Source organism: Streptomyces sp. NPDC047130, from assembly GCF_040643475.1.
Classification (GTDB): domain Bacteria; phylum Actinomycetota; class Actinomycetes; order Streptomycetales; family Streptomycetaceae; genus Streptomyces.
This window is the reverse complement of sequence record NZ_JBEYUK010000001.1, coordinates 242,795-265,487: the sequence shown is the minus strand read 5'-3', so window position 1 is coordinate 265,487 and position 22,693 is coordinate 242,795. Positions and strand designations below refer to the sequence as shown.

Annotated in this window: 17 protein-coding genes; 3 read left to right on the top strand and 14 right to left on the bottom strand. The window is 74.4% G+C overall.

The features are described from left to right. Positions 1-87 precede the first annotated feature (87 nt). From ABZ836_RS01185 to ABZ836_RS01145, 9 genes are all read right to left on the bottom strand, one after another. Positions 88-2,373, bottom strand: a complete 2,286-nt coding sequence (locus tag ABZ836_RS01185; protein ID WP_361138196.1) for an ABC transporter permease subunit — start codon at positions 2,371-2,373, stop codon at positions 88-90. A 178-nt stretch (positions 2,374-2,551) separates the two neighbouring features. Further along, positions 2,552-3,619, bottom strand: a complete 1,068-nt coding sequence (locus ABZ836_RS01180) for a glycine betaine/L-proline ABC transporter ATP-binding protein (protein WP_361138194.1) — start codon at positions 3,617-3,619, stop codon at positions 2,552-2,554. A gap of 29 nt (positions 3,620-3,648) precedes the next feature. Next, the gene (locus ABZ836_RS01175; RefSeq protein ID WP_361138192.1) at positions 3,649-5,202 is read right to left on the bottom strand and encodes a GMC oxidoreductase; all 1,554 of its coding nucleotides are present in this window, start codon (positions 5,200-5,202) and stop codon (positions 3,649-3,651) included. 63 nt (positions 5,203-5,265) lie between these two features. Then, positions 5,266-6,798 (bottom strand): aldehyde dehydrogenase family protein, encoded by a 1,533-nt coding sequence (locus tag ABZ836_RS01170; protein WP_361138190.1) that lies wholly within the window; start codon positions 6,796-6,798, stop codon positions 5,266-5,268. A 317-nt stretch (positions 6,799-7,115) separates the two neighbouring features. Continuing rightward, entirely contained in the window at positions 7,116-8,495 is a 1,380-nt protein-coding gene (locus ABZ836_RS01165) for a Cys-Gln thioester bond-forming surface protein (protein WP_361138188.1), read from the bottom strand. A gap of 365 nt (positions 8,496-8,860) precedes the next feature. Continuing rightward, the gene (locus ABZ836_RS01160) at positions 8,861-9,850 is read right to left on the bottom strand and encodes a malate dehydrogenase (RefSeq protein ID WP_356128866.1); all 990 of its coding nucleotides are present in this window, start codon (positions 9,848-9,850) and stop codon (positions 8,861-8,863) included. Positions 9,851-10,191: 341 nt separating this feature from the next. Beyond that, entirely contained in the window at positions 10,192-11,307 is a 1,116-nt protein-coding gene (locus ABZ836_RS01155) for an XRE family transcriptional regulator (RefSeq protein WP_356128863.1), read from the bottom strand. Positions 11,308-11,462: 155 nt separating this feature from the next. Then, a complete protein-coding gene (locus tag ABZ836_RS01150; protein ID WP_356129210.1) occupies positions 11,463-11,951 on the bottom strand; it encodes a DUF3017 domain-containing protein in 489 nt (162 codons plus the stop codon). A 136-nt stretch (positions 11,952-12,087) separates the two neighbouring features. Continuing rightward, positions 12,088-12,942 (bottom strand): bifunctional methylenetetrahydrofolate dehydrogenase/methenyltetrahydrofolate cyclohydrolase, encoded by an 855-nt coding sequence (locus ABZ836_RS01145; RefSeq protein WP_356128860.1) that lies wholly within the window; start codon positions 12,940-12,942, stop codon positions 12,088-12,090. A gap of 313 nt (positions 12,943-13,255) precedes the next feature. Here ABZ836_RS01145 and ABZ836_RS01140 point away from each other — a divergent pair, with 313 nt between their 5' ends. Beyond that, entirely contained in the window at positions 13,256-13,840 is a 585-nt protein-coding gene (locus tag ABZ836_RS01140) for a hypothetical protein (RefSeq protein WP_356128857.1), read from the top strand. Between the two features lie 98 nt (positions 13,841-13,938). Here the strand turns inward: ABZ836_RS01140 and purH are convergent, their stop codons facing one another. Both purH and purN read right to left on the bottom strand, forming a co-directional pair. Beyond that, positions 13,939-15,519 carry a bifunctional phosphoribosylaminoimidazolecarboxamide formyltransferase/IMP cyclohydrolase gene (purH, locus tag ABZ836_RS01135; RefSeq protein WP_356128854.1) on the bottom strand — a complete coding sequence of 527 codons (1,581 nt, stop codon included), beginning with the start codon at positions 15,517-15,519 and terminating at the stop codon, positions 13,939-13,941. Then, positions 15,516-16,166, bottom strand: coding sequence for a phosphoribosylglycinamide formyltransferase (purN, locus tag ABZ836_RS01130; protein ID WP_356128852.1), 651 nt, complete (start codon positions 16,164-16,166; stop codon positions 15,516-15,518). The genes purH and purN overlap by 4 nt, the downstream gene beginning before the upstream one ends. A gap of 540 nt (positions 16,167-16,706) precedes the next feature. On the opposite strand from purN, the gene ABZ836_RS01125 reads away from it, so the two are divergent. Beyond that, entirely contained in the window at positions 16,707-17,414 is a 708-nt protein-coding gene (locus ABZ836_RS01125; protein ID WP_356128849.1) for a hypothetical protein, read from the top strand. A 499-nt stretch (positions 17,415-17,913) separates the two neighbouring features. Here the strand turns inward: ABZ836_RS01125 and ABZ836_RS01120 are convergent, their stop codons facing one another. Further along, positions 17,914-18,732 carry a sigma factor-like helix-turn-helix DNA-binding protein gene (locus tag ABZ836_RS01120; RefSeq protein WP_356128846.1) on the bottom strand — a complete coding sequence of 273 codons (819 nt, stop codon included), beginning with the start codon at positions 18,730-18,732 and terminating at the stop codon, positions 17,914-17,916. Between the two features lie 283 nt (positions 18,733-19,015). On the opposite strand from ABZ836_RS01120, the gene ABZ836_RS01115 reads away from it, so the two are divergent. Then, positions 19,016-20,443, top strand: coding sequence for a DUF6350 family protein (locus ABZ836_RS01115; RefSeq protein WP_356128843.1), 1,428 nt, complete (start codon positions 19,016-19,018; stop codon positions 20,441-20,443). 36 nt (positions 20,444-20,479) lie between these two features. Here ABZ836_RS01115 and sucD read toward each other — a convergent pair whose 3' ends face one another. Together sucD and sucC are read right to left on the bottom strand one after the other, a co-directional pair. Next, the gene (gene sucD, locus ABZ836_RS01110; protein WP_356128840.1) at positions 20,480-21,364 is read right to left on the bottom strand and encodes a succinate--CoA ligase subunit alpha; all 885 of its coding nucleotides are present in this window, start codon (positions 21,362-21,364) and stop codon (positions 20,480-20,482) included. Between the two features lie 28 nt (positions 21,365-21,392). Beyond that, a complete protein-coding gene (gene sucC / locus ABZ836_RS01105; RefSeq protein WP_356128837.1) occupies positions 21,393-22,571 on the bottom strand; it encodes an ADP-forming succinate--CoA ligase subunit beta in 1,179 nt (392 codons plus the stop codon). Between the last annotated feature and the right edge of the window lie 122 nt (positions 22,572-22,693).

Here is a 22,693-nt window from a genome sequence, read left to right as displayed (position 1 = left end):
GGGCGGGGGCGCCCCGGCCGGGCGGATGCCGGATGCCGGGTGGCGGGTGGTCGGGTGGTCGGGTGGCGTGGTGCGGGTGCCGGGGTGTCAGGCGGCCGTGGCGCGGCGCTGGGTGGCGCGGTCGAGGGCGACGCCGAGCAGGACGATGGCGACGCCGGCCGCGAGTCCGGTGCCCAGCTCGCTCTTCTGCAGGCCGTGGACCACGTCGTAGCCCAGCGCGCCGGAGCCGACGAAGCCGCCGACGACGACCATGGCGAGGACCAGCACCACGCCCTGGTTGAGGGCGAGCATCAGCGCGGGCCGCGCCAGCGGGAGCTGCACCTGGCGGATCTGCTGGAAGGTGCTCGCGCCCAGCGACCGGGAGGCCTCGAGGGTGCCGGCGTCGACCTGCTTCAGGCCCTGCACGGTGATCCGCACGACGGCGGGCAGCGCGTACAGCACGGCCGCGGCGACGGCGGCGGAGCGGCCCACGTTGAACAGGGCGACCACCGGGATGAGGTAGATGAACTGCGGCAGCGTCTGCAGCACGTCCAGCACCGGGCGCAGCGCCCGTTCGACCCAGCCGACCCGGGCGGCGACGACGCCGATCGCGAAGCCGAGCACCAGGGTGAGCGCCACGCCGGCGATCGCCTGGGAGAGGGTGTCGAGGGACTTGTCCCACAGGCCGATCACGCCGATCAGCGCGAGGGAGGCGGCGGCGGTGCACATCGCCTTCCATCCGCCGGCCAGCAGGCCGAGGACGGCCGCGACCAGCACCAGCGACCACCAGGGCATCGCCTGCAGGCCGTCGCGCAGGGGGGAGAGCACCCCGGTGGTGAAGCCGTCGGCCCACACCCGGGTGCCGCCGACCAACGGGACGCCGGTGGCGAGGTGGGCGGTGAACCACTGCACGGCCTCGTTGACCGGCCGGGCGATCTCCACCACCCACAGCTCCGGCCACTCCTCGATGAGGAACTTCCGGCCGAGCGGCACGACCACCGCGAACACCGCGGCGACCAGCGCCCAGGCCCGTCGGCCGTGCAGCAGGGCGCGCGCGCCGGTGGCCTCGTGGTCGGCGCCCTCGGCGACCCGCTGCCCGGCCACCGCGGTGGTGCGGTCCAGCCAGACGGCGAGCAGCACGATCGGGATGCCGGCCGCCAGGGCGCTGCCGACGTCCACGGTGGACAGGGCGCTGAAGACCTCCTCGCCGAGGCCGCCGGCCCCGACGACCGAGGCGATGGTGACCATCGACAGCGCCATCATGATCGTCTGGTTGAGGCCCAGCAGGATCTCCTTGCGGGCCAGCGGCAGGCGGGCGGTCAGCAGTCGCTGCACCGGGCCGGCGCCCAGCGAGCGGACGGCCTCCAGCACGCCCTGGTCCGCGCCGCGCAGACCGAGCGAGGTCAGGCGGGCCATCGGCGGGACGGCGTAGATCACGGTGGCGATCAGCGCGGCGGGCACGCCGATCTGGAAGAGCAGCACCAGCGGCAGCAGGTAGGCGAACGCCGGCATGATCTGCATGGTGTCCAGCACCGGCCGCAGGAAGCGGTCGAAGCGGTCGGAGAGTCCTGCGGCTAGGCCCAGGAGGAGGCCGATCGCCACGGAGACGGTCACCGCGACCGCCATGAGCGCCAGCGTCTCCATGGTGGCTTCCCACATGTCGAGGACGCCGCAGACGGCGAACGCGGCCAGGGCCACGCCCGCGGTACGCAGCCCGCGCAGGCCGGCGCCGCCGACCCGCCAGGCCAGCAGGACCGCGGCGGTGATCACGCCGAACCAGCCGAGCTGGAGCAGGAGGACGGTGACGGCGTCGACCGAGATCTCCGCCCAGTTGCTCAGGTGGAGCAGGAAGTAGAGGAAGACCGGGTTGGTCGCGCGGTTGTCGATCACCCAGTCGTAGGCGTCGTCCAGCGGCGTCCTGACGTCGACGGCGAGCTGCTGGGGCCATCCGCCGCTGCCCCAGAGGGCGGCGGCCACGGGGATCAGGACCACCGCGGCGGCGAGCAGCCGGCGCAGGACGGGACGCCCGGCCAGGGCCGCGCGCAGGCGAGCCGGGGCGGCGTCACGGCCGGTGGTGCCGGTGGTGTCCCCGCCGCTGGTGTCGGTGGTCTCCCCGCCGGGGGCGCCGGGGGCCCGGCCGCCTGGGGCCGGCGGGGAGGCGGAGTCGGTGCCGCGCCGGGTGGCGGGGCGGTCGCCGGCCGGGGCGGCGTGCCGGCGGTCGCCGGCCGGGGCGGCGTGCCGGCGGTCGCCGGCCGGGGCGGTGCGCTCGGCGGTGCGGCCCTCGGCACGGCCCTCGCCGGGTCCGGCGGCACGGCCCTCGGGGCGTGCGGCGGCGTGGTCGTCCCGGTGGTCGTCGGCGCGCGGGGTGCGGGCGGAGCCGGTGGCGGTGCTCATGCGCATCGCCTCCTTCCGCCGGGGGCCGTGGGCCGGATCCGCGTCACCGGCCTCCGGGCGGACGGCCGGGGCGGGACCGGACCGCAGGACGGCCGGGGCGCGGCGGGGTGGGCCGGGGTGTCCGCGCCGGGGCGGGCGGCGGTCGGCACGGTGGCGGGGCCGAGGGTGCAGCGGCGCATCAGGCGGCCACCTCCTCGCGGCCGGCGTCCAGGCCGGCGACCACGCGCAGCAGGCCGTCCTGGTCGACGACGCCGAGGCAGCGGCCGTTCTCCATCACCCGGGCGGGCGTCCCGGTGCGGGCGACGGCCTCGACGGCCTCGGAGACGGTGGCGGTCGGGGCGACCACGGGGCCGTCGGCCACCTCCCCGGCGGCGAGCGGGCGCATGGCCCGGCGCACCGTCATGACCTGCTCGCGCGGCACGTCCCGGACGAAGTCGCGGACGTACGCGTCGGCCGGGGAGCCGACGATCTCCTCGGGGGTGCCGAGCTGGACGACCTCGCCGTCGCGCATCAGCGCGATGCGGTCGCCGACCCGGAGCGCCTCTCCGAGGTCGTGGGTGATGAAGACCATGGTCCGGCCCTCCTCGCGGTGCAGCCGGATGACCTCCTCCTGCATGTCACGGCGGATCAGCGGGTCCAGGGCGCTGAACGGCTCGTCGAAGAGCAGGACCTCGGGGTCGACGGCGAGCGCGCGGGCGAGGCCGACGCGCTGCTGCTGGCCGCCGGAGAGCTGGCCGGGGCGGCGGTTCTCCAGGCCGTCGAGACCGACCTTGGCGACCGTCTCGGCGGCGCGGGCGCGGCGTTCGGCGCGTCCGACGCCCTGGATCTCCAGGCCGTGGGCGACGTTGTCCAGCACGGTGCGGTGCGGCAGCAGGCCGAAGTGCTGGAACACCATGGAGGCGCGGCGGCGGCGGAGTTCGCGCAGCTTGTCCTTGTCCATGGCGAGCAGGTCGTCGCCGTCGAACTCCAGGGCGCCGGAGGTCGGTTCGATCAGCCGGGTCAGGCAGCGCACCAGCGTGGACTTGCCGGATCCGGAGAGGCCCATCACGACGAAGACCTCGCCCCGGTGGACGTCGAAGGAGACGTCGCGGACGGCGGCGGTGCAGCCGGTGCGTTCCCGCAGCCCGGCCTGCGAGAGGCCCGCCAGCTCCTGGTCGCCGGGGATGCGTTCGGCCTTGGGGCCGAAGACCTTCCACAGGCCGCGGACCGAGAAGACGGGCGCGGCGGCGGGCTCGGGACTGCTCATGGTGGTGTGCTCCGTGGTGTCCGGGACGGTCATCGGGCGTCGCCCCCGACCAGTTCGGCGGCCTTCTCGCCGACCATCAGCACGCCGATCATGGGGTTGACGGCGGTCATGGTCGGGAAGACCGAGGCGTCGGCGACGCGGATGTTCCGCAGGCCGCGGATGCGCAGTTCGGGATCGACGACGGCGGCCTCGTCGTCGGCGGCGCCCATCCGGCAGGTGCCGGCCGGGTGGTAGACGGTGTGCGCGACCTTGCGGGCGTACTCGCTCAGTTCCTCGTCGGAGGTGATCTCCGGGCCGGGGCAGACCTCGCGCTTGAGCCAGCCGGCCAGGGGCTCGGTCGCCGCGATCTCGCGGGCGATGCGGATGCCGTCGACCAGGGTCCGGGCGTCGTGGTCGTCCTCGTCGGTGAAGTACCGGAAGTCCAGCGCGGGTTTGACCTCGGGGTCGGCGCTGGTCAGGTGGAGGCGGCCGCGGCTCCTCGGCTTGGGGATGTTCGGCGTCATCGACACGCCGTGCTCGGGCCGCCGGTAGCCGAGGCGCTCCGGGTTGTCGGTGAACGGCACCTGGTAGAAGTGGAACATCAGGTCCGGGCCGGGGTGTCCGGGGTCGCGGCGGACGAAGAGTCCGGCGTCGGAGTCCATAGCGGAGTTCTCCGGGATCGGGCCGTCGGTCTCCCAGACGATCACCGATTCGGGGTGGTCCAGCAGGTTCTCGCCCACGCCCGGCAGGTCGTGGACGACGGGGATCCCCAGCGCCTCCAGGTCCTGGCGGGGGCCGATGCCGGAGAGCAGCAGCAGCCGCGGGGTGTCCACGGCCCCGGCGCACAGCAGCACCTCGCGGCGGGCGCGGACCAGGTGCTCGGCGCCGTCCTTGGTGCGCACGTGCACGCCCTCGGCGCGGGTGCCGTCCATCCGCAGCCTGTACGCCCAGGTCTCCAGCCACAGGTGGAGGTTGGCGCGGTCGTCCATGACCGGGTGCAGGTAGGCCACCGAGGCGGAGGAGCGCTTGTTGTTCTCCGGGTGGTAGGCCAGGTCGAAGAAGCCGACGCCCTCCGCGAAGGGCTTCTTGTTGAAGCCCTCGACGCGCGGCACCCCGGTCGCCTTCTGCGCGGCGTCCACGAAGTCGCGGGCGATGGCGTTCCGGTCCTTCTCGTCGACCGGGACGATGTTGTTCCGCAGGCGCGCGAAGTAGGCCTCCATGGCCACCGCGTTCCAGCCCTTGGCGCCCGCCTCCTCCCACTCGTCCCAGTCGGAGGGCAGCGGCTTGAAGGAGATCAGGGTGTTGTGCGAGGAGCAGCCGCCGAGCACCTTGGCGCGGCTGTGGCGGATGTGGGAGTTGCCGCGGGGCTGCTCGACGGTCGGGTAGTCGTAGTCGAGGTCGCCGCCGAGCAGGCCCGTCCAGCGGCGCAGGGTCAGCACGTCCTCGCGGTCGCGGTCGCTGGGGCCGCCCTCGATGACGGCGACGGTGACGTCCGGGTTCTCGGTGAGCCGGGCGGCGATCACCGAGCCGGCGGTGCCGCCGCCGACCACCACGTAGTCGTACTCGGTGGGGCGGGGCGTGCCGGGGGTGGGGGAGGTGGTCATGGGAGGAGGTCCTCCTGGAACTCGGAACTCGTGTGCGGGAGAGGGGGCGGTCGGGCGGGCGGGTCAGCCCGCGAACCACCGGACCGGGCGGGGGGCGAGGTTCTGGTAGACGTGCTTGGTCTCGCGGTACTCGGCGAGCCCGGAGGGACCGAGCTCGCGGCCGACGCCGCTCTTCCCGAACCCGCCCCACTCCGCCTGCGGCAGGTAGGGGTGGAAGTCGTTGATCCAGACGGTGCCGTGGCGCAGCCGCCCGGCGACCCGGCGGGCGCGGCCCGCGTCGGCGGTCCAGACGGCTCCGGCCAGCCCGTACTCGGTGTCGTTGGCCAGCGCGACGGCCTCGTCCTCGGTGCGGAAGGTCTCCACGGTCAGGACCGGGCCGAAGACCTCCTCGCGGACCACGCGCATCGAGCGGTCGCAGTCGTCGAGGACGGTGGGCAGGTAGTAGTAGCCGCCCTCGGGACGGTCCGCGGACGGCTCCGGGCGGCGGCCGCCGGCGCGCAGCACGGCGCCGTCGGCGAGTGCCGAGGCCACGTATTCCTCGGTCTTCGCGCGCTGCGCCTCGGAGACCAGGGGACCGGCCTCGACGCCCTCGGCGGTTCCGCGGCCGATCCGGATCCGCGCGGCGCGGCGGGCCAGTTCACCGACGAACCGTTCCTTCACCGACTCCTCGACGATCAGCCGGCCGCCCGCGGAGCAGACCTGGCCGCTGTGGACGAACGCCGCGTTCAGCGCCTGGTCGACGGCGGTGTCGAAGCCCTCCTCGGTGGCGCAGGCGTCGGCGAAGACCACGTTGGGGTTCTTGCCGCCGAGTTCCAGCGCGACCTTCTTGGCGGTCTCCGCGGCGGCCTTGGCCACCTTGGTCCCGCTGACCAGGCCGCCGGTGAACGAGACCAGGCCGACGTCGGGGTGCTCGGCCATCCGGGCGCCCACGCTGTGCCCGGGACCGGTGACGATGTTGGCCGCCCCGGCGGGGAGTCCGGCCTCCTCGAGCAGGCGGATCAGCGCCACGGTGGAGAGCGGGGTGATCTCGCTGGGCTTGACCACGAAGGTGTTGCCCGCCGCCAGCGCCGGGGCGATCTTCCAACTGGCCTGGAGCAGCGGGTAGTTCCACGGGGTGATCAGCGCGCACACGCCGACCGGCTCGTGCACGACCACGCTGTGGATCTCGTCGCTGCCCGCGTCGACCACCCGGCCGGGCGCCTCGGCGGCCACCAGGTCCGCGAAGTACGCGAACGCGTCGGCCACGCAGTCGATGTCGACGCGGCCCTCCTCGACGGTCTTGCCGGCGTCGCGGGCCTCCAGCCGGCCCAGCTCCTCGCGGTCGCGGCGGAGCAGCTCGGCGGTGCGGCGCAGGACGTCGGCGCGCCGCGCGGCCGGGGTGCGGGGCCAGACGCCCTGGCCGCCGTCGAACGCGCGGCGCGCGGCCTCCACCGCGAGGTCGACGTCGCGCTCGTCGCCCTCGGCGACGACGGCGAACGGCCGGCCGTCCGCCGGGTCGATCACCTCCCGGGTCGCTCCCGAGACCGCCTCGCGCCATTCTCCCCCCGCGGAAATGGTGCGACGCGCCCCGAATTGACCTTCGTTTCTATGACCCATGCTGCCGTCTTGCCTTTCCTTGCTGTGCCATACCCCTGTGTCACCTCGCAGTGACCCTCGGGGACCGGCTGCGCCTGCCCGAGCGGACGGGGCGCATGCGGATTCGGCGCGGAAAGTGGAATGAGTCACCGAATCCGGCGGGCAATCCGGACATAGCAAGGGGTCGCGCATCTCTGTATGTCGTGCGCATGACAAGCTAGGGGGACGAGGAAGGGGCGGCCCCCGGTGACGGGGACCGCCCCTTCGTGCCGCCGTGCGAGCGCCCGCTGGTCAGGACGTGCGCTCAGGACGGCGGCACCGGTCGTCGGACCGCCGGGTCAGGTGGTCCTGCGCTTGCGCAGCACCACCATGGTGACGCCGCCCACGACCACCAGCGCCACGGCGACACCGGCGATGACCGGGGTGGCGCTGTTGCTGCCGGTCTCGGCGAGGTTGCCGCCGTCGGCGTTGCCGCCCTGGTCACCGGCCGGGCTCGGCGCGGTGGAGGGCGCGGGGCTCTCGGAGCCGCCGTCGCCGGCGGTCTGGCAGTCGAGCACGCCGGTGAAGGTCTGGTCGAGACCGTTCGGACCGGTGACGGCGATGCTGTACTCGGCGTCCTCCTTCACCGGAACGGTGACGGTGAGGTCCTTGCCCGCCTCGACGGTGTGCTTCTCGCCGCCGACGGTGACCTCGCCCGCCTCGTCACCGCTGTTGGTGACCTTGACGTCGACGCCGCCCTTGGCGCAGTTCTTCACGGCCTCGGCCGCGAGCACGGGGCCGGTGTGGTCCTTCTCGCCCCACGTGGCGGTGAAGGACGCGGCGACCTTGCTCTCCGTGGAACCGGCGAGGATCTGGGTCTGGGTCCGCACCTTCTCGCCGACGAACGCCCGGCCGACCGACAGGGCCAGCGACCCTTCGACGGTGACGGTGGCGGTGCCGGCCGGGGTGGCGGCCGGAACGTCCAGGTACAGCTCGGTGCCGTTGGAAGCGCTGGTGACCGGGTTGCCCGACCCGTCGACGACCTGGACGCCCGCACCGGCGACCTTGACCGCGGCGCTTTCGGCGTTGGTGGTGACGGTGACGGGGCCGAGCTTCTCGCCCGCCTTGCCCGCCACGGACGCCGAGCTCAGCGAGAGCGACGCCGTCGGCTCCTCGACGGCCTTGGTCTTGGCCTGCTCCTCGAGGTAGTCGGCGAGGGCCTCCGCCTCGGTGTCCTTCGCCTCGGCCTTCACGTGGTCCGAGTAGCGCCAGATGGCGACCTGGGTGCCGGCGGCGGCGTCGTCCTTGGTCAGCTCGCCCGTGATCCCGGCCTGCTTCGCGAGCGCGGCGACGTCGCTCACCTGCGGGAAGGAGTTCTTCAGGATCCAGTGGATCTTGCCCGCGTCGGGGTTGTTGGCCAGGGAGGACTGGGCCCAGGAGGCTTCCCGGTAGGACGCCCGGAAGACCGTGTCGGTGTGCGCGTCGATGCAGTAGGTCTGCAGCGTGCCACCACCGCCCGCCACGTCCATCTGGAAGAGGCCGGCGGGGACGTCGTCGCCGTCGATGGTGGCGTCGCCCTTGTAGGCCATCTCGTCCCTGAGCGTCGCCGTGGCTCCGCCGGCCGCGGCGTCGTCGGCGGCGGCGACGCCGGCGGTGGCCAGGGAGCCGCCGACACTGAGACCGGCGACGAGTATCGCGGCGGACAGCCGCGCGGTGGCGCGTCTCCGTATACGGAACATACGTTTCCCCTCCGGGCGTGGCAGCGTCACGTCACGGCAACAGACTGACGGAGAGCGCACACCAGCCCGCGAAATCTGCAACTCCCCAAGACCTGGGGGTGCTTGCGAACGGTCGCGAACGCGACCGAGTGCCACATGATAAACACACGCTGGAACACCTGGTTCCCGTGGTGCCGAAATCCCCCGCGAAGCGCGCGAGTTGTCCCTGTTGCCCACGGTGAGCCCGGGGCGGCATGGCCGATTCCGTCCCGGTGTGGCGTGAAGTCGACGCCGTCACCGCCGAGTTGCGCCCAGGAACACGGAACCGCCCCGGGGGCCCGAGAAGGGCCCGCCGGGGCGGTCAGGGTGCCGTGTCGGCGTCGGGCTCAGATGAGGCCCAGCGAACGGACGGCCTCGCGCTCCTCGGCCAGCTCGGCGACCGAGGCGTCGATCTTGGCGCGGGAGAAGTCGTTGATCTCCAGGCCCTGGACGATCTCGTACTTGCCGTCCTTGCAGGTGACCGGGAAGGAGGAGATCAGGCCCTCCGGGACGCCGTAGGAGCCGTCCGACGGGATCGCCATGGAGGTCCAGTTGCCCTCCTCGGTGCCGTTGACCCAGGTGTGGACGTGGTCGATGGCGGCGTTGGCGGCGGAGGCGGCGGAGGACGCGCCACGGGCCTCGATGATCGCGGCGCCGCGCTTGGCGACGGTCGGGATGAACTCCTCGGTCAGCCACTTCTCGTCGTTCACGACCTCGACGGCGGACTTGCCGCCGATGGTGGCGTGGTGGATGTCCGAGTACTGGGTGGCGGAGTGGTTGCCCCAGATGGTCAGGCGCTTGATGTCGGAGACCGACGTGCCCGTCTTCTTGGCGAGCTGGGTCAGCGCGCGGTTGTGGTCCAGACGGGTCATCGCGGTGAAGCGCTCGGCCGGGACGTCCGGGGCGGCGGCCTGGGCGATCAGGGCGTTGGTGTTGGCCGGGTTGCCGACGACCAGCACACGGATGTCGTCCGCGGCGTTGTCGTTGATGGCCTTGCCCTGGGGCTTGAAGATGCCGCCGTTGGCCTCGAGGAGGTCACCGCGCTCCATGCCCTTGGTGCGCGGGCGGGCGCCGACCAGGAGGGCCACGTTGGAGCCGTCGAAGGCGACGTTCGGGTCGTCGGTGATCTCGATGCCCTGGAGGAGCGGGAAGGCGCAGTCGTCGAGCTCCATGGCGGTGCCCTCGGCGGCCTTGAGCGCCGGGGTGATCTCCAGCAGGCGCAGCTTGACCGGCACGTCCGCGCCGAGCAGCTGGCCGGAGGCGATGCGGAAGAGCAGGGCGTAACCGATCTGGCCGGCGGCGCCGGTGACAGTGACGTTCACGGGAGTGCGGGTCATGGCGTTCTCCGTAGGACAGCAGGCGGTGGGGCGGTCCGCCCCGGGATGCGGGGATCCCCGGCGCCCGTCGCGAGGCGGCCCCCGGACGATCGGCCCGGCTGCCCACCATGATGATCGATCAACGATACAAATGATCGATCTCTTGGCGTCAAGAGATCCGGGCGTCAGGCTATCGCGCCCGCGCCGTACCGCTAGGGACGGGTGCGTGTGGCCCGGCCCACAGCAGGGCCACACCACCCGTTCCGGCGGCCCGGCGGACCCGCCTCCCGTGGGGGGATGGCGCTCGCCTGCCCAACCGGACGTGAGTCATGCGCGTACGTCCGCGGAATGAGCCGAACGTGTCAACGGGTGCAGGCGGCACGGCCCTTGACGGGGGTGACGCAGGCCTTCGCGTCCCGCGCGCGGCCCACGGCGACCATCGGGGTGTACGCGTCGGGGTCCTGCCCGACCTCGGCCTGCCGTTCGGGGCCGCCCCTGCCGCTCACCGTCACCCGGTCCCCCGGCGCGGCACCGGTGATCCTGGCCCAGGCGGCGCCGCACACCTCGCTGAACCGCACCTCGAGCAGCGCCCGGCCCACCGTGACGCTCTCGCCGGTGGTGGCGCGCTCCCCTCCGCAGCCCATCGCCTCCGGGTCCTCGCCCGCGCAGCCGGAGCCCTGGCACTTCACCCCGTCGGGCAGCGGCGGCCCGCTGGTGGCGGGCGCGGCGGGCGTCGCGCGGTCCTGGGCGCGCGCCTCGTCCTCGGGGTCGGTCTGGGTGAGGAAGACGGCCGCCCCGACGATCAGCAGCGCGCCGACCGTCCCGGCCAGGAAGGTGACCGCGCGACTGGCCTGCCCCGGGGCGGCGGGACGGGCGGGGCCCGGGGCGTCCCCGGCCGGGTCCACGGGCGGCACCACCTGGGCCTGCGCGTGGGCCGGTGCTGGTGACGGTGCCTGGGCGTGGGCGTGCGCGTGGGCCTCCCGGGCGTCGGGGGCGTCCGCGACGGTGGGGCCGGGGGCCGGGGGCCGCTGGGCGGCTCCCGCGGCGGCCGGGACCGGGGACGGCTCGGCGGGCGCGGGCGGGGGCGCGGGCGGGGCGACCGCGCCGGGCGGCGGTGCGGGCGGGGCCTGCGGGCCGGCGTACTCCTCCAGCTCCTGCCGTGCCTGGGCGATGCGCATCGCCTCGATGGTCAGGTCGTGCCGCATCTCCGAGCGGCTCCAGGCCCGTTCGGCCAGTTCCCACAGGGTGGTCAGGTGGAGCGGGTTGACGCCGGTGACCTCGGCGAGCGCGATCACCGCGCCCTGCGGCGGCAGCAGCCGCCCGTTGAGGTACCGCTCCCAGGACGTCCTGCTGTACCCGGTGTTGTCGGCGACGGCCGCGATGCCCAGCCCCCCGCGGTCGACCAGCATCCGCAGGGTCTCCGTGAGCTCCCTGACCTCCGGGTCGAGCTCCTCCGGCAACGCCTTCCAACGCGGCATGTTCCCCCCTCGGCCCGAGCGTCCGGCCCCCTGCCGCGCGCCTCCCCCGCACACGGCATTCCGGACGTCCCGACCACGTTAGCCCGCTGCGCGCCGTTGCGGGAGAACACCTCGGGTTCCCGGCACCGGCGCGCAGGAGCACACGGCGGGGCGCGTCAGCCGTCGTTGACGGTGAAGTGGAGCGCGTCCTTGAAGAACGGCAGCTCCAGCAGCGGGTGGGGCTGCGCCATCAGCGCGAGCAGCACGATCACCGAGCCGAGCAGGGCGTACGTCACGACGTCCGTGAACCGCGAGCGCACCGCGAGGATGCCCACGTTGGGCCGCGTCGAGCGCAGCACCGCGCCGAGCAGCAGCCCCCCGCCGATCACGATGGTCCCGGCCCGGAACAGGTCGAACGCGGTGAGCAGCAGGCCCACCGCCACCACCGAGATGACCAGGATGATCGGCCACTGCCGGGCGGGCGCCGGCGCGTCACCGGGGGCGGCCCGGCCGCCGCCCTCGGGCCGCGCGGTGTCCCGGGTGAACAGGGGGAACCGCCGGGTGACCCGGCGCGGCCGCCCCTGCGCGTCGGGCGCGCTGACCGCGTCCCGCGCCACGACCGTGTCCGGGGCGTCCGCGGCGTCCGCGGCGTCCCGGGCGTCCACGGGGGCCGGGTCGTTCGCGGGGGCCGGGTCGTTCGCGGGGGCCGGGTCGCTCGCGGGGGCCGCAGGGGCCGCGGCGTCCTGCTCCCGGTCGTCCGGCACCCGCGCCGCGTCCGTGGCGCCGTTCCCGCCCCGCGTCTCAGCCGGCACGACGCTCCGCCGCCTCGACCACGTTGACCAGCAGCAGCGCCCGCGTCATCGGGCCGACGCCGCCCGGGTTGGGCGACAGGTACCCGGCGACCTCGGCCACGTCCGGGTGGACGTCGCCGACGATCTTGCCCTCGGCGTTGCGCGAGACGCCGACGTCCAGCACCGCCGCGCCCGGCTTGATGTCCTCGGCGCGGATCAGGTGCGGCGAACCGGCCGCCGCGACCACGATGTCCGCCCGCTTGAGGTGGGCGGACAGGTCCTTGGTGCCCGTGTGGCACTGGGTGACCGTGGCGTTCTCCGAGCGGCGGGTCATCAGCAGCGGCATCGGCCGGCCGATGGTCACGCCGCGGCCGACGACGACCACCTCGGCGCCCTTGGTCTCCACGCCGTAGCGGCGCAGCAGGGTGAGGATGCCGTTGGGGGTGCAGGGCAGCGGGGCCGGCTCGTTGAGGACCAGGCGGCCCAGGTTCATCGGGTGCAGGCCGTCGGCGTCCTTGTCCGGGTCCATCAGCTCCAGGACGCGGTTCTCGTCGATGCCCTTGGGCAGCGGGAGCTGGACGATGTAGCCGGTGCAGGCCGGGTCCTCGTTCAGCTCGCGGACGACCGCCTCGATCTCCTCCTGGGTGGCCGTGGCGGGCAGCTCGCGCTGGATGGACGCGATGCCGACCTGGGCGCAGTCGCGGTGCTTGCCGGCGACGTACTTGTGGCTGCCGGGGTCGTCCCCCACCAGCAGGGTGCCGAGACCGGGCGTGATGCCCTTCTCCTTCAGCTTCGCCACGCGGGCGGCAAGCTCGGACTTGATCTCGGCCGCGGTGGCCTTGCCATCGAGAATCTGGGCGCTCATGCCCCCATCCTCCCGGATGGACCGGGCCCTGTTCAAAACGCGTCCACGGGCGGACCCGTACCCGGCCCGCACCCGCGCGCACGACCCGGCGGGCGGCCCCGCCCGCGACCACGCAGGGTGAACGCAGGTTGCACTTCCGCAACGCCTCCGCCGGACGGGTGGACACGGACCGATCGGTGCAGAAACGATGGGACGGCAGTGCAGCGGGCAGTACCGGGGGGCCAAGACCGCACACGCGCACCTTCCTCCTCCGCAGACGTTCGCCCGTCGTGGCCCTGTCGTGCGATCGAGTTTCGGAGAAAGGCAGCCGCCCATGAGCTATGGCGACCCCAACAACCCCTACGGAGCGCCGCAGCAGCAGCCGTCCGGTCCCGGTTACGGCTACCCGCAGCAGCAGCCCGCCCAGCAGGGGTACGGCTACCCCCAGCAGCAGGGCTACCCCGGTTACCCGGGCGGGGCGGAGGTCCCCCCGTCGATGCCTGGTCTGCTGGTGACGGCGCGGGTGTTCCTCTTCATCATCGGCGGCTTCCAGATCCTCATCGGCGGCTTCATGCTGCTCGCCGCCGTGGGCACCGACATGCTCACCCAGAGCGACCTGGACGCCGCGGGGTTCGGCGGCATCAGCCAGGACGCGGTCACCGGCATCCTGGCGGGCCTGGGCCTGCTCTTCCTCGCACTGTCGCCGCTGTCGATCACCTTGGGCGTGAAGTTCGGCAAGGGCGGTAACGGCGTGCGCGTGACCACCATCGTCTACGGCGCGGTCGGCATCGCGATGGGTCTGCTGGCCCTGGTCGGCGGCGGGTTCGCCGGCGTACTGTGGCTGGCCTTCAGCGGGATCATGATCGCCGCCTGCGTTCAGCCCGCCGGCAAGGCCTGGTTCAACCGCCCGCGGTACTGACGGCGCGCGGCACCCGAGCGAACGGCGGCGGCGCCGGTCACCCCCCGAGGGTGGCCGGCGCCGCCGCCGTTCGCGTGCCGCCCGCGGGCGGCCCCGCATCAGTGGAAGAAGTGCCGCGTGCCGGTGAGGTACATGGTCACGCCGGCCTTCTCCGCCGCCTCGACCACCTGCTCGTCGCGGACCGAACCGCCCGGCTGGACCACGGCCTTGACGCCCGCGGCGGTGAGGATCTCCAGCCCGTCCGGGAACGGGAAGAAGGCGTCCGACGCGGCGTACGCGCCGCGGGCCCGCTCCTCGCCGGCCCGCTCGACGGCCAGCTTCGCGGAGTCGACGCGGTTGACCTGGCCCATGCCGACGCCGACCGAGGCGCCGTCCTTGGCGAGCAGGATCGCGTTGGACTTCACCGCGCGGCACGCCTTCCAGGCGAACGCCAGCTCCGCCAGCTCGGCCTCGGAGAGCGCCTCGCCGCAGGCCAGCGTCCAGTTGGCGGGGTCGTCGCCGTCGGCCTGGAGCCGGTCGGCGACCTGCAGCAGCGCGCCGCCGTCGATCGGCTTGACCTCGACGGGCGCGGCCGGGGCCTCGGGGGCGCGCAGCACGCGGATGTTCTTCTTGCGGGCGAGGACCTCGACCGCACCGTCCTCGTAGCCGGGGGCGACGATGACCTCGGTGAAGATCTCGGCGACCTGCTCGGCCATCTCCTTGGAGACCGGCCGGTTGACCGCGATCACGCCGCCGAACGCGGAGAGCGGGTCGCAGGCGTGCGCCTTGCGGTGCGCCTCGGCGACGTCGGCGCCGACCGCGATGCCGCACGGGTTGGCGTGCTTGATGATCGCGACGCAGGGCTCGTCGTGGTCGTACGCGGCACGGCGCGCGGCGTCCGTGTCCGTGTAGTTGTTGTACGACATCTCCTTGCCGTGCAGCTGCTCGGCGCGGGCGAGGCCCCCGTCGCCGTCCTCCGACAGGTACAGGGCGGCCGGCTGGTGCGGGTTCTCGCCGTAGCGCAGGGTGTGGCTGCGCCGCCAGGTGGCGCCGAGGAAGTCGGGGAAGCCCGACTGCTCGTCGGCCGGGGCGTAGTCGGAGGCGAACCAGGAGGCCACGGCCACGTCGTAGGAGGCGGTGTGCTGGAAGGCCTCGGCGGCCAGGCGCTTGCGGGTGGCCAGGTCGAACCCGCCGCCCTGCACCGCGGCCAGCACGTCGGCGTAGCGGGCGGGGCTGGTGACCACGGCGACCGAGGGGTGGTTCTTGGCGGCGGCGCGGACCATGGAGGGGCCGCCGATGTCGATCTGCTCCACGCACTCGTCGGCCGAGGCGCCGGAGGCGACCGTCTCCCGGAACGGGTAGAGGTTGACGACCACCAGGTCGAACGGGGCGACGCCCAGCTCGTCGAGCTGCTGCCGGTGGCTGTCCAGGCGGAGGTCGGCCAGGATGCCGGCGTGGACCTTCGGGTGCAGCGTCTTCACACGGCCGTCGAGGCACTCGGGGAAGCCGGTCAGCTCCTCGACCTTGGTGACGGGGACGCCCGCGGCGGCGATCCGGCCGGCGGTGGAGCCGGTGGAGACCAGCTCGACACCCGCCTCGTGGAGGCCCTGCGCGAGCTCCTCGAGGCCGGTCTTGTCGTAGACGCTGACCAGCGCGCGGCGGATGGGCCGCTGGGTCGTGACAGTGCTGTCGGCGGTCACGGGATAAGTACCTTTCGTCCCTCAATGCGGTAGCCGTTGCGGGCGAGACGCCCCACGACATCGACGAGCAGCCTTCGCTCGACTTCCTTGATGCGCTCGTGCAGAGCGCTCTCGTCGTCCTCGTCCCGGATCTCGACCACGCCCTGGGCGATGATCGGGCCGGTGTCGACGCCGTCGTCGACGAAGTGGACGGTGCATCCGGTGACCTTGGCGCCGTACGCGAGCGCGTCCCGCACGCCGTGGGCTCCGGGAAAACTGGGCAGCAGGGCGGGGTGCGTGTTGACGAACCGTCCGCCGAAGCGGGCCAGGAACTCCTTGCCCACGATCTTCATGAAGCCGGCGGAGACCACCAGGTCCGGCCGGTGGGCGGCGACCGCCTCGGCGAGGGCGGCGTCCCACTCCTCGCGGCTCGCGTGGTCCTTCACCCGGACCACGAAGGTCGGCAGCCCGGCGCGCTCGGCGCGGGCCAGTCCCTCGATCCCGTCGCGGTCGGCGCCGACCGCGACGATCTCGGCCCCGTACTCCGCGGCGCCGGTCCCGTCGATGGCGTCCAGGAGCGCCTGGAGGTTCGTACCGGAGCCGGACACCAGCACGACGAGGCGCTTGACGCCGACGGACACGGACGCGGGCGGCTGGGCGGCGGCCACGGCGGGGCCCTTTCTCGGGGGAGCGGCTGTTCCGGCCGGTCGTACGCGCGGCTTTGTACGGACGTACGAATGCTTCGCGCCCCGGGATACGGGGAAGTCTACGAAGCGGTCGACCGGCAGCAACGATACCCGGCACTTCGGACGCCCCCACGGGACGGGGGCGGAGCCGGGCGGTACCGTCTGGCGTGTGCGACGCGGCACCGGGCGGGAACGTCCCAGGTGCGCCACACGTTCCGAGAGGAGCAGGGGCCGGGGCCCGGGGTCTTCCCCGGCGCCGGATGTGCCGCACGGCACATCCGCGACGCTCCTTCCCCCGCTCTCGGACGGCGCCGCCACGACCGTCCGCCGCCTCGACCGGGGCGGCGGCATCAAGCCGTCCCGTCCGTCCGAAGCCCGTACCAGCCTGTTCCAGCCTGTTCCAGCCAAGGGGAAGACGCACACCCGATGCCCGACCGCCGCAGCCCGCGACTCCTCACCCTCCCCACGCGCCTCGCGCCCGGCACGCGAGGACTCTCCTCGCCGGGAGGGGAGCGTGGCGGCATGCTGCTGCGGAAGCCCTCCGAGCCGGGCTCGCCCGCCCGCGACGACCGGCAGGACTCCGGCGACCGCGAGGACGACAACCCGTTCGCCCCGCCGCCGCCCGGCCGGCCCTCGCAGGAGGGGCGCTGGAGCGACCGTCAGCCCGAGGGCGGTGGCGGCGGCTGGTCCGGCTGGGGCCAGCGGCCCGGCGGCTCCGGCCAGGGCGGCTCCGGCCAGGGCCCGGACGGTTCCGGCGGCGGCCCGGGCGGCCCCGGCGGCCTGCGCTGGGACCCCACCGACCCCTCGCAGCGCCGCGCCCGGTACGCCCTGCTCAGCGGCACCTGGGGTCTGATCTTCACCCTCTTCGGCCTGCCGTGGCTGGCGCTGCTGCTCGGCGCGCTCGCCCTCCACTGGGGCATCAGCGCGCTGCGCGCGCCGTCGCGCCCGCAGGACCCGGACCGCCCCGTGGACCGCTCGCCCGCGACCGGCGCGGGGGCGGCCGGAGCGGGGCGGAACCCGCAGCGGCGGGCCGCGATCATCGGCATCGTCACCGGCTCGATCGCGCTGCTCCTGGTGGCCCTGCTCGTCCTGGCCCAGCAGGTGTTCCTGCGGGACTTCTACGTCTGCACCGACGAGGCGCTCACCCGTGACGCCCGTCAGGCCTGCGTCGAGCACCTGCCCGAGGGCATCCCGGACGACCTCCGCGACAGCCTCACCGTCCCGAACTGACCGAAGCCCCCGCCGGCCGCGGGGGCGGTGGGCGGCGCCGGGCGGGAGCCGCCCGGCCGGGGCAGTGGCTGGCCGGAGCAGTGGCCCGCGCTCGGCGCGGGTGACCGCGCTCGGCGCGGGTGACCGGCTCGGCGCGGGTGACCGGCTCGGCGCGGGTGACCGGCTCGGCGCGGGTGACCGGCTCGGCAGGGATCGGGGGACCCGCGCACGGCCGCGGCGAGGGCTTGACGCAGCCGGGACGGAGGTCCAGCCCGGCCGGGACGGGGGCCGACGCTCGGCCGAGGCGAAGGTCCAGCCCGGCCGGGACGGGGGCTCGCGCACGCACGGAGCAGTGGCCCGCGCTCGGCGCGGGTGACCGGGCTCGGCGCGGGGCCGGGGGGAGGGCTCGCGCTCGGCGGGGCGTGTTCGGTCGAGGCGGGGGCCCGCGCTCGGCGGGGCGGCGGGGGTTCCGAGGGGGCCGGGGTTCTCCGGGACGGCCGCCCGTGCGGCGTCGCCCCGGTCAGTCGGCCCGAGGGAGCAGGCGGGGCGGGCCGGCGCCCGGGGCCTTCTCCAGGTGGGTCCTGAGCTTGCGTTCGGCCTTCGACAGCGGTCCCGGCGCGCCCTGCACCGGCACCCCCCGCACCCGCTCGCCCTCCGGCACCGGCGGCTCGTACCGGGTGGCCGCCGTGAAGAGCCCGATCAGGACGAGCACGCCGAGGACCGCCGTCGTCCCGGTGGACGCCGCGGTCCACCACCGGGCCTGCCGTTCCGCCCGCCCCCGTACCGCGGGCGGCCGCAGCGGCCGGGGCCGGGTGGTCGAGGTCGCCGCCTGCGCGGTCTCCGCCATCCGCCGCGCCAGCGTCTCCGGGTCGGCGAGGTCCGGCAGCACGGCCGCCACCGCCTCCCGCGCGTGCCGCAGCCGGCCGGCCGTCGCCGCCGTGGACGCCTCGGTCTCCGCCGCCGTCTCCGGCAGGTCGAGGCCGAGGCCGTCGTAGAGCAGCAGCGTGCGCCGGTGCCGCGGCGGCAGTGCCGTGAGCGCCGCCAGCAGCGCCCGGTCCGCAGGCGAGGAGCGGGTGGCGGCCGGTGCCCGCTCCTGCCGCCGGTGCCGGCGGCTCAGCCGCCGCCAGGGCGACAGCGCGTGCTCGTGGGCCGCCGCCCGCACCCAGCCCGGCGGGTCCGGGTCCAGCGCCACCTCCGGCCAGTGGTGCCAGGCGTGCCGGAACGCCTGCTCGACGGATTCCAGCGCCAGACTGTGCCGCCCGGTGAGCAGGTAGGTCTGCCGGACCAGGGTCGGCGCGCACGACACGTACAGCTCGTCGAACGCCTGCTCAGGCGTCACGGGCCGTCACCCCGTCACCCTTCCGCACGAAAAAACCCATAAGCGCATCATGGGCGACACGTCCCGTGTGCGCCTGTTGCGCGGGGAATGCGGGTGCCGTTGGCAGCATGGCGACGTGTCCCGGACCACGCCACCCCCACCCCCCGCCACTCCGCCTCCCCCGCCCGCGGCCGCCCCCTCGCCGCCGCCGCCGTCGCCGCCGCCCGTGCCCGCGCCTCCGCCGTCGCCCGCACCCGCGCCGTCGCCCGCGCCGTCGCCCGCGCCGTCGCCCGCACCCGCACCCGTGCCCCTGGTGGCGGGGGCGCCGTCCGCACCGCACCGGTTGCCGGCCCGGGTGCTGCTCCGGTTCGCCCTCCGGCTCCGGCTGCGGCTGCTCCTCGGCCGGACGGCGCCGGGCGCGGCGACCGGCGGAGGCTCGGCCGCAGCCGAGACACCGCACCGCACCGCGGTCCGCGCCGCGATCCGGACCGCCGTGCCCCTGCCCGCGGTCGTGGCCGGCCTGGCGGCGGCCGGCGCGGGCATCGCCGTCCTCGCCGTGCCGCTGGTCCTCCTGTGGATGACCTCGCCGTACCCGGACAGCGGCCCCGGCAACGCGCTGCACACCACGGCCGCGGTCTGGCTGCTGGCGCACGGCGTCGACCTGGTCCGCACCGAGACGCTCACCGGGGTGCCCGCACCGATAGGGGTGGCCCCGCTGCTGCTCACCGTGCTGCCGGTGCGGCTGCTGCACCGGGCCGGGCGGGCGGCCGCGGAGGGCGACGGGCGCGGGGACGCGCCGCCGCCGGGGCCGCAGGCCGCCTGGGCCGGGGTGACGGCCGGGTACCTGGTCGCCGGGCTGGTCGCCGCGGTGTACGCCACGGGCGGGGAGTACCGCCCGGACTGGGGTCCGTCGGCGCTCGCCCTGCCGGCGCTGACCGCCGTGGCGGCGCTGTCGGGGGTGTGGGCCGGGTGCGAGCAGCCCCGGCGGGCGGTCGACCGGCTGCCCGGACGGCTCCCCCTCCTCCTCCTCGGCCACGCCGACCGGGGCCGCCGGCTGACCGCCGTCGTCCGCGCCGCCGCCGAGGGCACGGCGGTGCTGGTCGCGGGCGGGGCGCTGCTGGCCCTGGTCGCCCTGGCGCTGCGGGCCGGGGACGCCGGGTACGCCTTCGGCCGGCTGGCCGACGGCGGGCTCGGCGGCGCGACGCTGCTGCTGCTCTGCCTCGCGCTGCTGCCGAACGCGGCGGTGTGGGGGGCGGCGTACGCGCTGGGGCCGGGCTTCGTGGTGGGCCGCGCCGCGGTGGAGCCGTTCGCCGTGTCGGGCCCGGTGGGCGCGCTCCCGGCCTTCCCCTGGCTGGCGGCGGTGCCGGCCGGGGCGCCGGGGCCGGTGGCGTGGGCGCTGGCGGCGGTGCCGGTGGCGGCGGGGGTGACGATCGGGGTGCGGACGGGCCGACGGGCCGCGGCGGGGGCCGTCGCGTGGCCGTGGCCGCGGACGGTCGTGCTGGCGGCGGCCGCGTGCGTCCTGTGCGGCGCCGCGCTGGGCGCGCTGGCCGCCCTGGCCTCGGGGCCGCTCGGCACCGGTGCGCTCGCCGCGTTCGGCCCCCTCTGGTGGCAGGCCGCCGTCGCCGCCACGGTCTGGGTCCTCCCGGCCGCCCTCCCCGCCGCGCTCGTCACCCGGTGGACCCGGCGCCGTCACCGGCCGGGGAACGGCGGCGGGCCCGCGGCCGGGAGGTGATCCCGGGCGCGGGCCCGTCGAGACAGGAGCGGTGGCTCAGCCGGCGAGGATCTCGCGGGCGAGCTTCGCCGTCTCGGTCGGCGTCTTGCCGACCTTCACGCCGGCGGCCTCGAGGGCCTCCTTCTTCGCCTGCGCGGTACCGGAGGAACCGGAGACGATGGCGCCGGCGTGACCCATGGTCTTGCCCTCCGGCGCGGTGAAGCCCGCGACGTAGCCGACGACCGGCTTGGTCACGTTCTCCTTGATGAACGCCGCGGCACGCTCCTCGGCGTCGCCGCCGATCTCACCGATCATGACGATCAGGTCGGTGTCGGGGTCGTCCTGGAACGCGGCCAGCGCGTCGATGTGCGTGGTGCCGATGATCGGGTCGCCACCGATGCCGACGGCGGTGGTGAAGCCGATGTCGCGCAGCTCGTACATCATCTGGTACGTCAGCGTGCCGGACTTCGAGACCAGGCCGATGCGGCCCGGCTTGGTGATGTCGCCCGGGATGATGCCGACGTTCGAGCCGCCCGGCGTGATGATGCCGGGGCAGTTCGGGCCGATGATCCGGGTCTTGTTGCCCTTCTTGCCGGCGTACGCCCAGAACGCGGCGCTGTCGTGCACGGCGATGCCCTCGGTGATCACCACGGCCAGCGGGATCTCGGCGTCGATCGCCTCGATGACCGCGTCCTTGGTGAACTTCTCCGGGACGAAGATGACGGTGACGTCGGCGCCGGTCTTGTCGATGGCGTCCTTGACGGAGCCGAAGACCGGTACCTCGGTGCCGTCGAAGTCGACCGTCTGACCCGCCTTGCGGGGGTTGACGCCGCCCACGACGTTGGTGCCGTCGGCGAGCATGAGCTTGGTGTGCTTCATGCCCGTGGCACCGGTCATGCCCTGGACGATGACCTTGCTGTCCTTGTTGAGCCAGATAGACATGGTGTGTGGATGTCCTCGTCCTCGGTGCTTACTTGGCGGCGGCGAGCTCGGCGGCCTTCGCGGCCGCACCGTCCATGGTGTCGACGCGCTGGACCAGCGGGTGGTTGGCGTCGCTGAGGATCTTGCGGCCCAGCTCGGCGTTGTTGCCGTCGAGGCGGACGACGAGCGGCTTCTCGACCTTCTCGCCGCGCTCCTCGAGGAGCTGCAGCGCCTGGACGATGCCGTTGGCGACCTCGTCGCAGGCGGTGATGCCACCGAAGACGTTGACGAACACGGAGCGGACGTCCGGGTCGCCGAGGATGATCTCCAGGCCGTTCGCCATCACCTGGGCGGAGGCGCCGCCACCGATGTCGAGGAAGTTGGCGGGCTTCACGCCGCCGTGGGCCTCACCGGCGTACGCGACGACGTCCAGGGTCGACATGACCAGGCCGGCGCCGTTGCCGATGATGCCGACCTCGCCGTCGAGCTTGACGTAGTTGAGGCCCTTCTCCTTGGCAGCGGCCTCGAGCGGGTTCGCCGCGGCCTTGTCGTGGAGCTCCTCGAAGTCGGGGTGACGGAACTCGGCGTTGTCGTCCAGGGAGACCTTGCCGTCCAGGGCGAGGATGTCGCCGGAGGCCACCTTGGCCAGCGGGTTGACCTCGACCAGGAGGGCGTCCTCCTTGATGAAGACGTCCCAGAGCTTCACCAGCACGGCCGCGACCTTGTCGGCGACCTCGGCCGGGAACTTGGCGGCCTCGACGATCTCGCGGGCCTTCTCCGGGGTGACACCGTCGATCGCGTCGATCGGGGTCTTGGCGACGGCCTCGGGGCGGCTGGCCGCCACCTCCTCGATGTCCATGCCGCCCTCGACGGAGGCGATGGAGAGGAAGGTGCGGTTGGCGCGGTCGAGGAGGAAGGAGACGTAGTACTCCTCCGCGATCTCCGGCGCCATCTCCGCCAGCATGACCTTGTGGACCGTGTGGCCCTTGATGTCCATGCCGAGGATGTCGTTGGCCCGGGCGACGGCCTCGTCGGGCGTGCCGGCGAGCTTGACGCCGCCGGCCTTGCCGCGGCCACCGACCTTCACCTGCGCCTTGACGACCGACTTGCCGCCGAGCCGCTCGGTGATCTCGCGCGCCGCCTCAGGCGTGTCGATGACTTCACCGGCAAGCACCGGTACATCGTGCTTGGCGAAGAGGTCCCTCGCCTGGTACTCGAACAGGTCCACGCGCTTCCGTCCCTATCAGTGATCTCGCGGTTCGTTGGATGCGTGGGCGTGCCGCGAAGGGCAACGTGACGTCCGCTGTGTCACAAGGGGGGCGCACACGGTGTCCGAGCGCGCGGCATGTC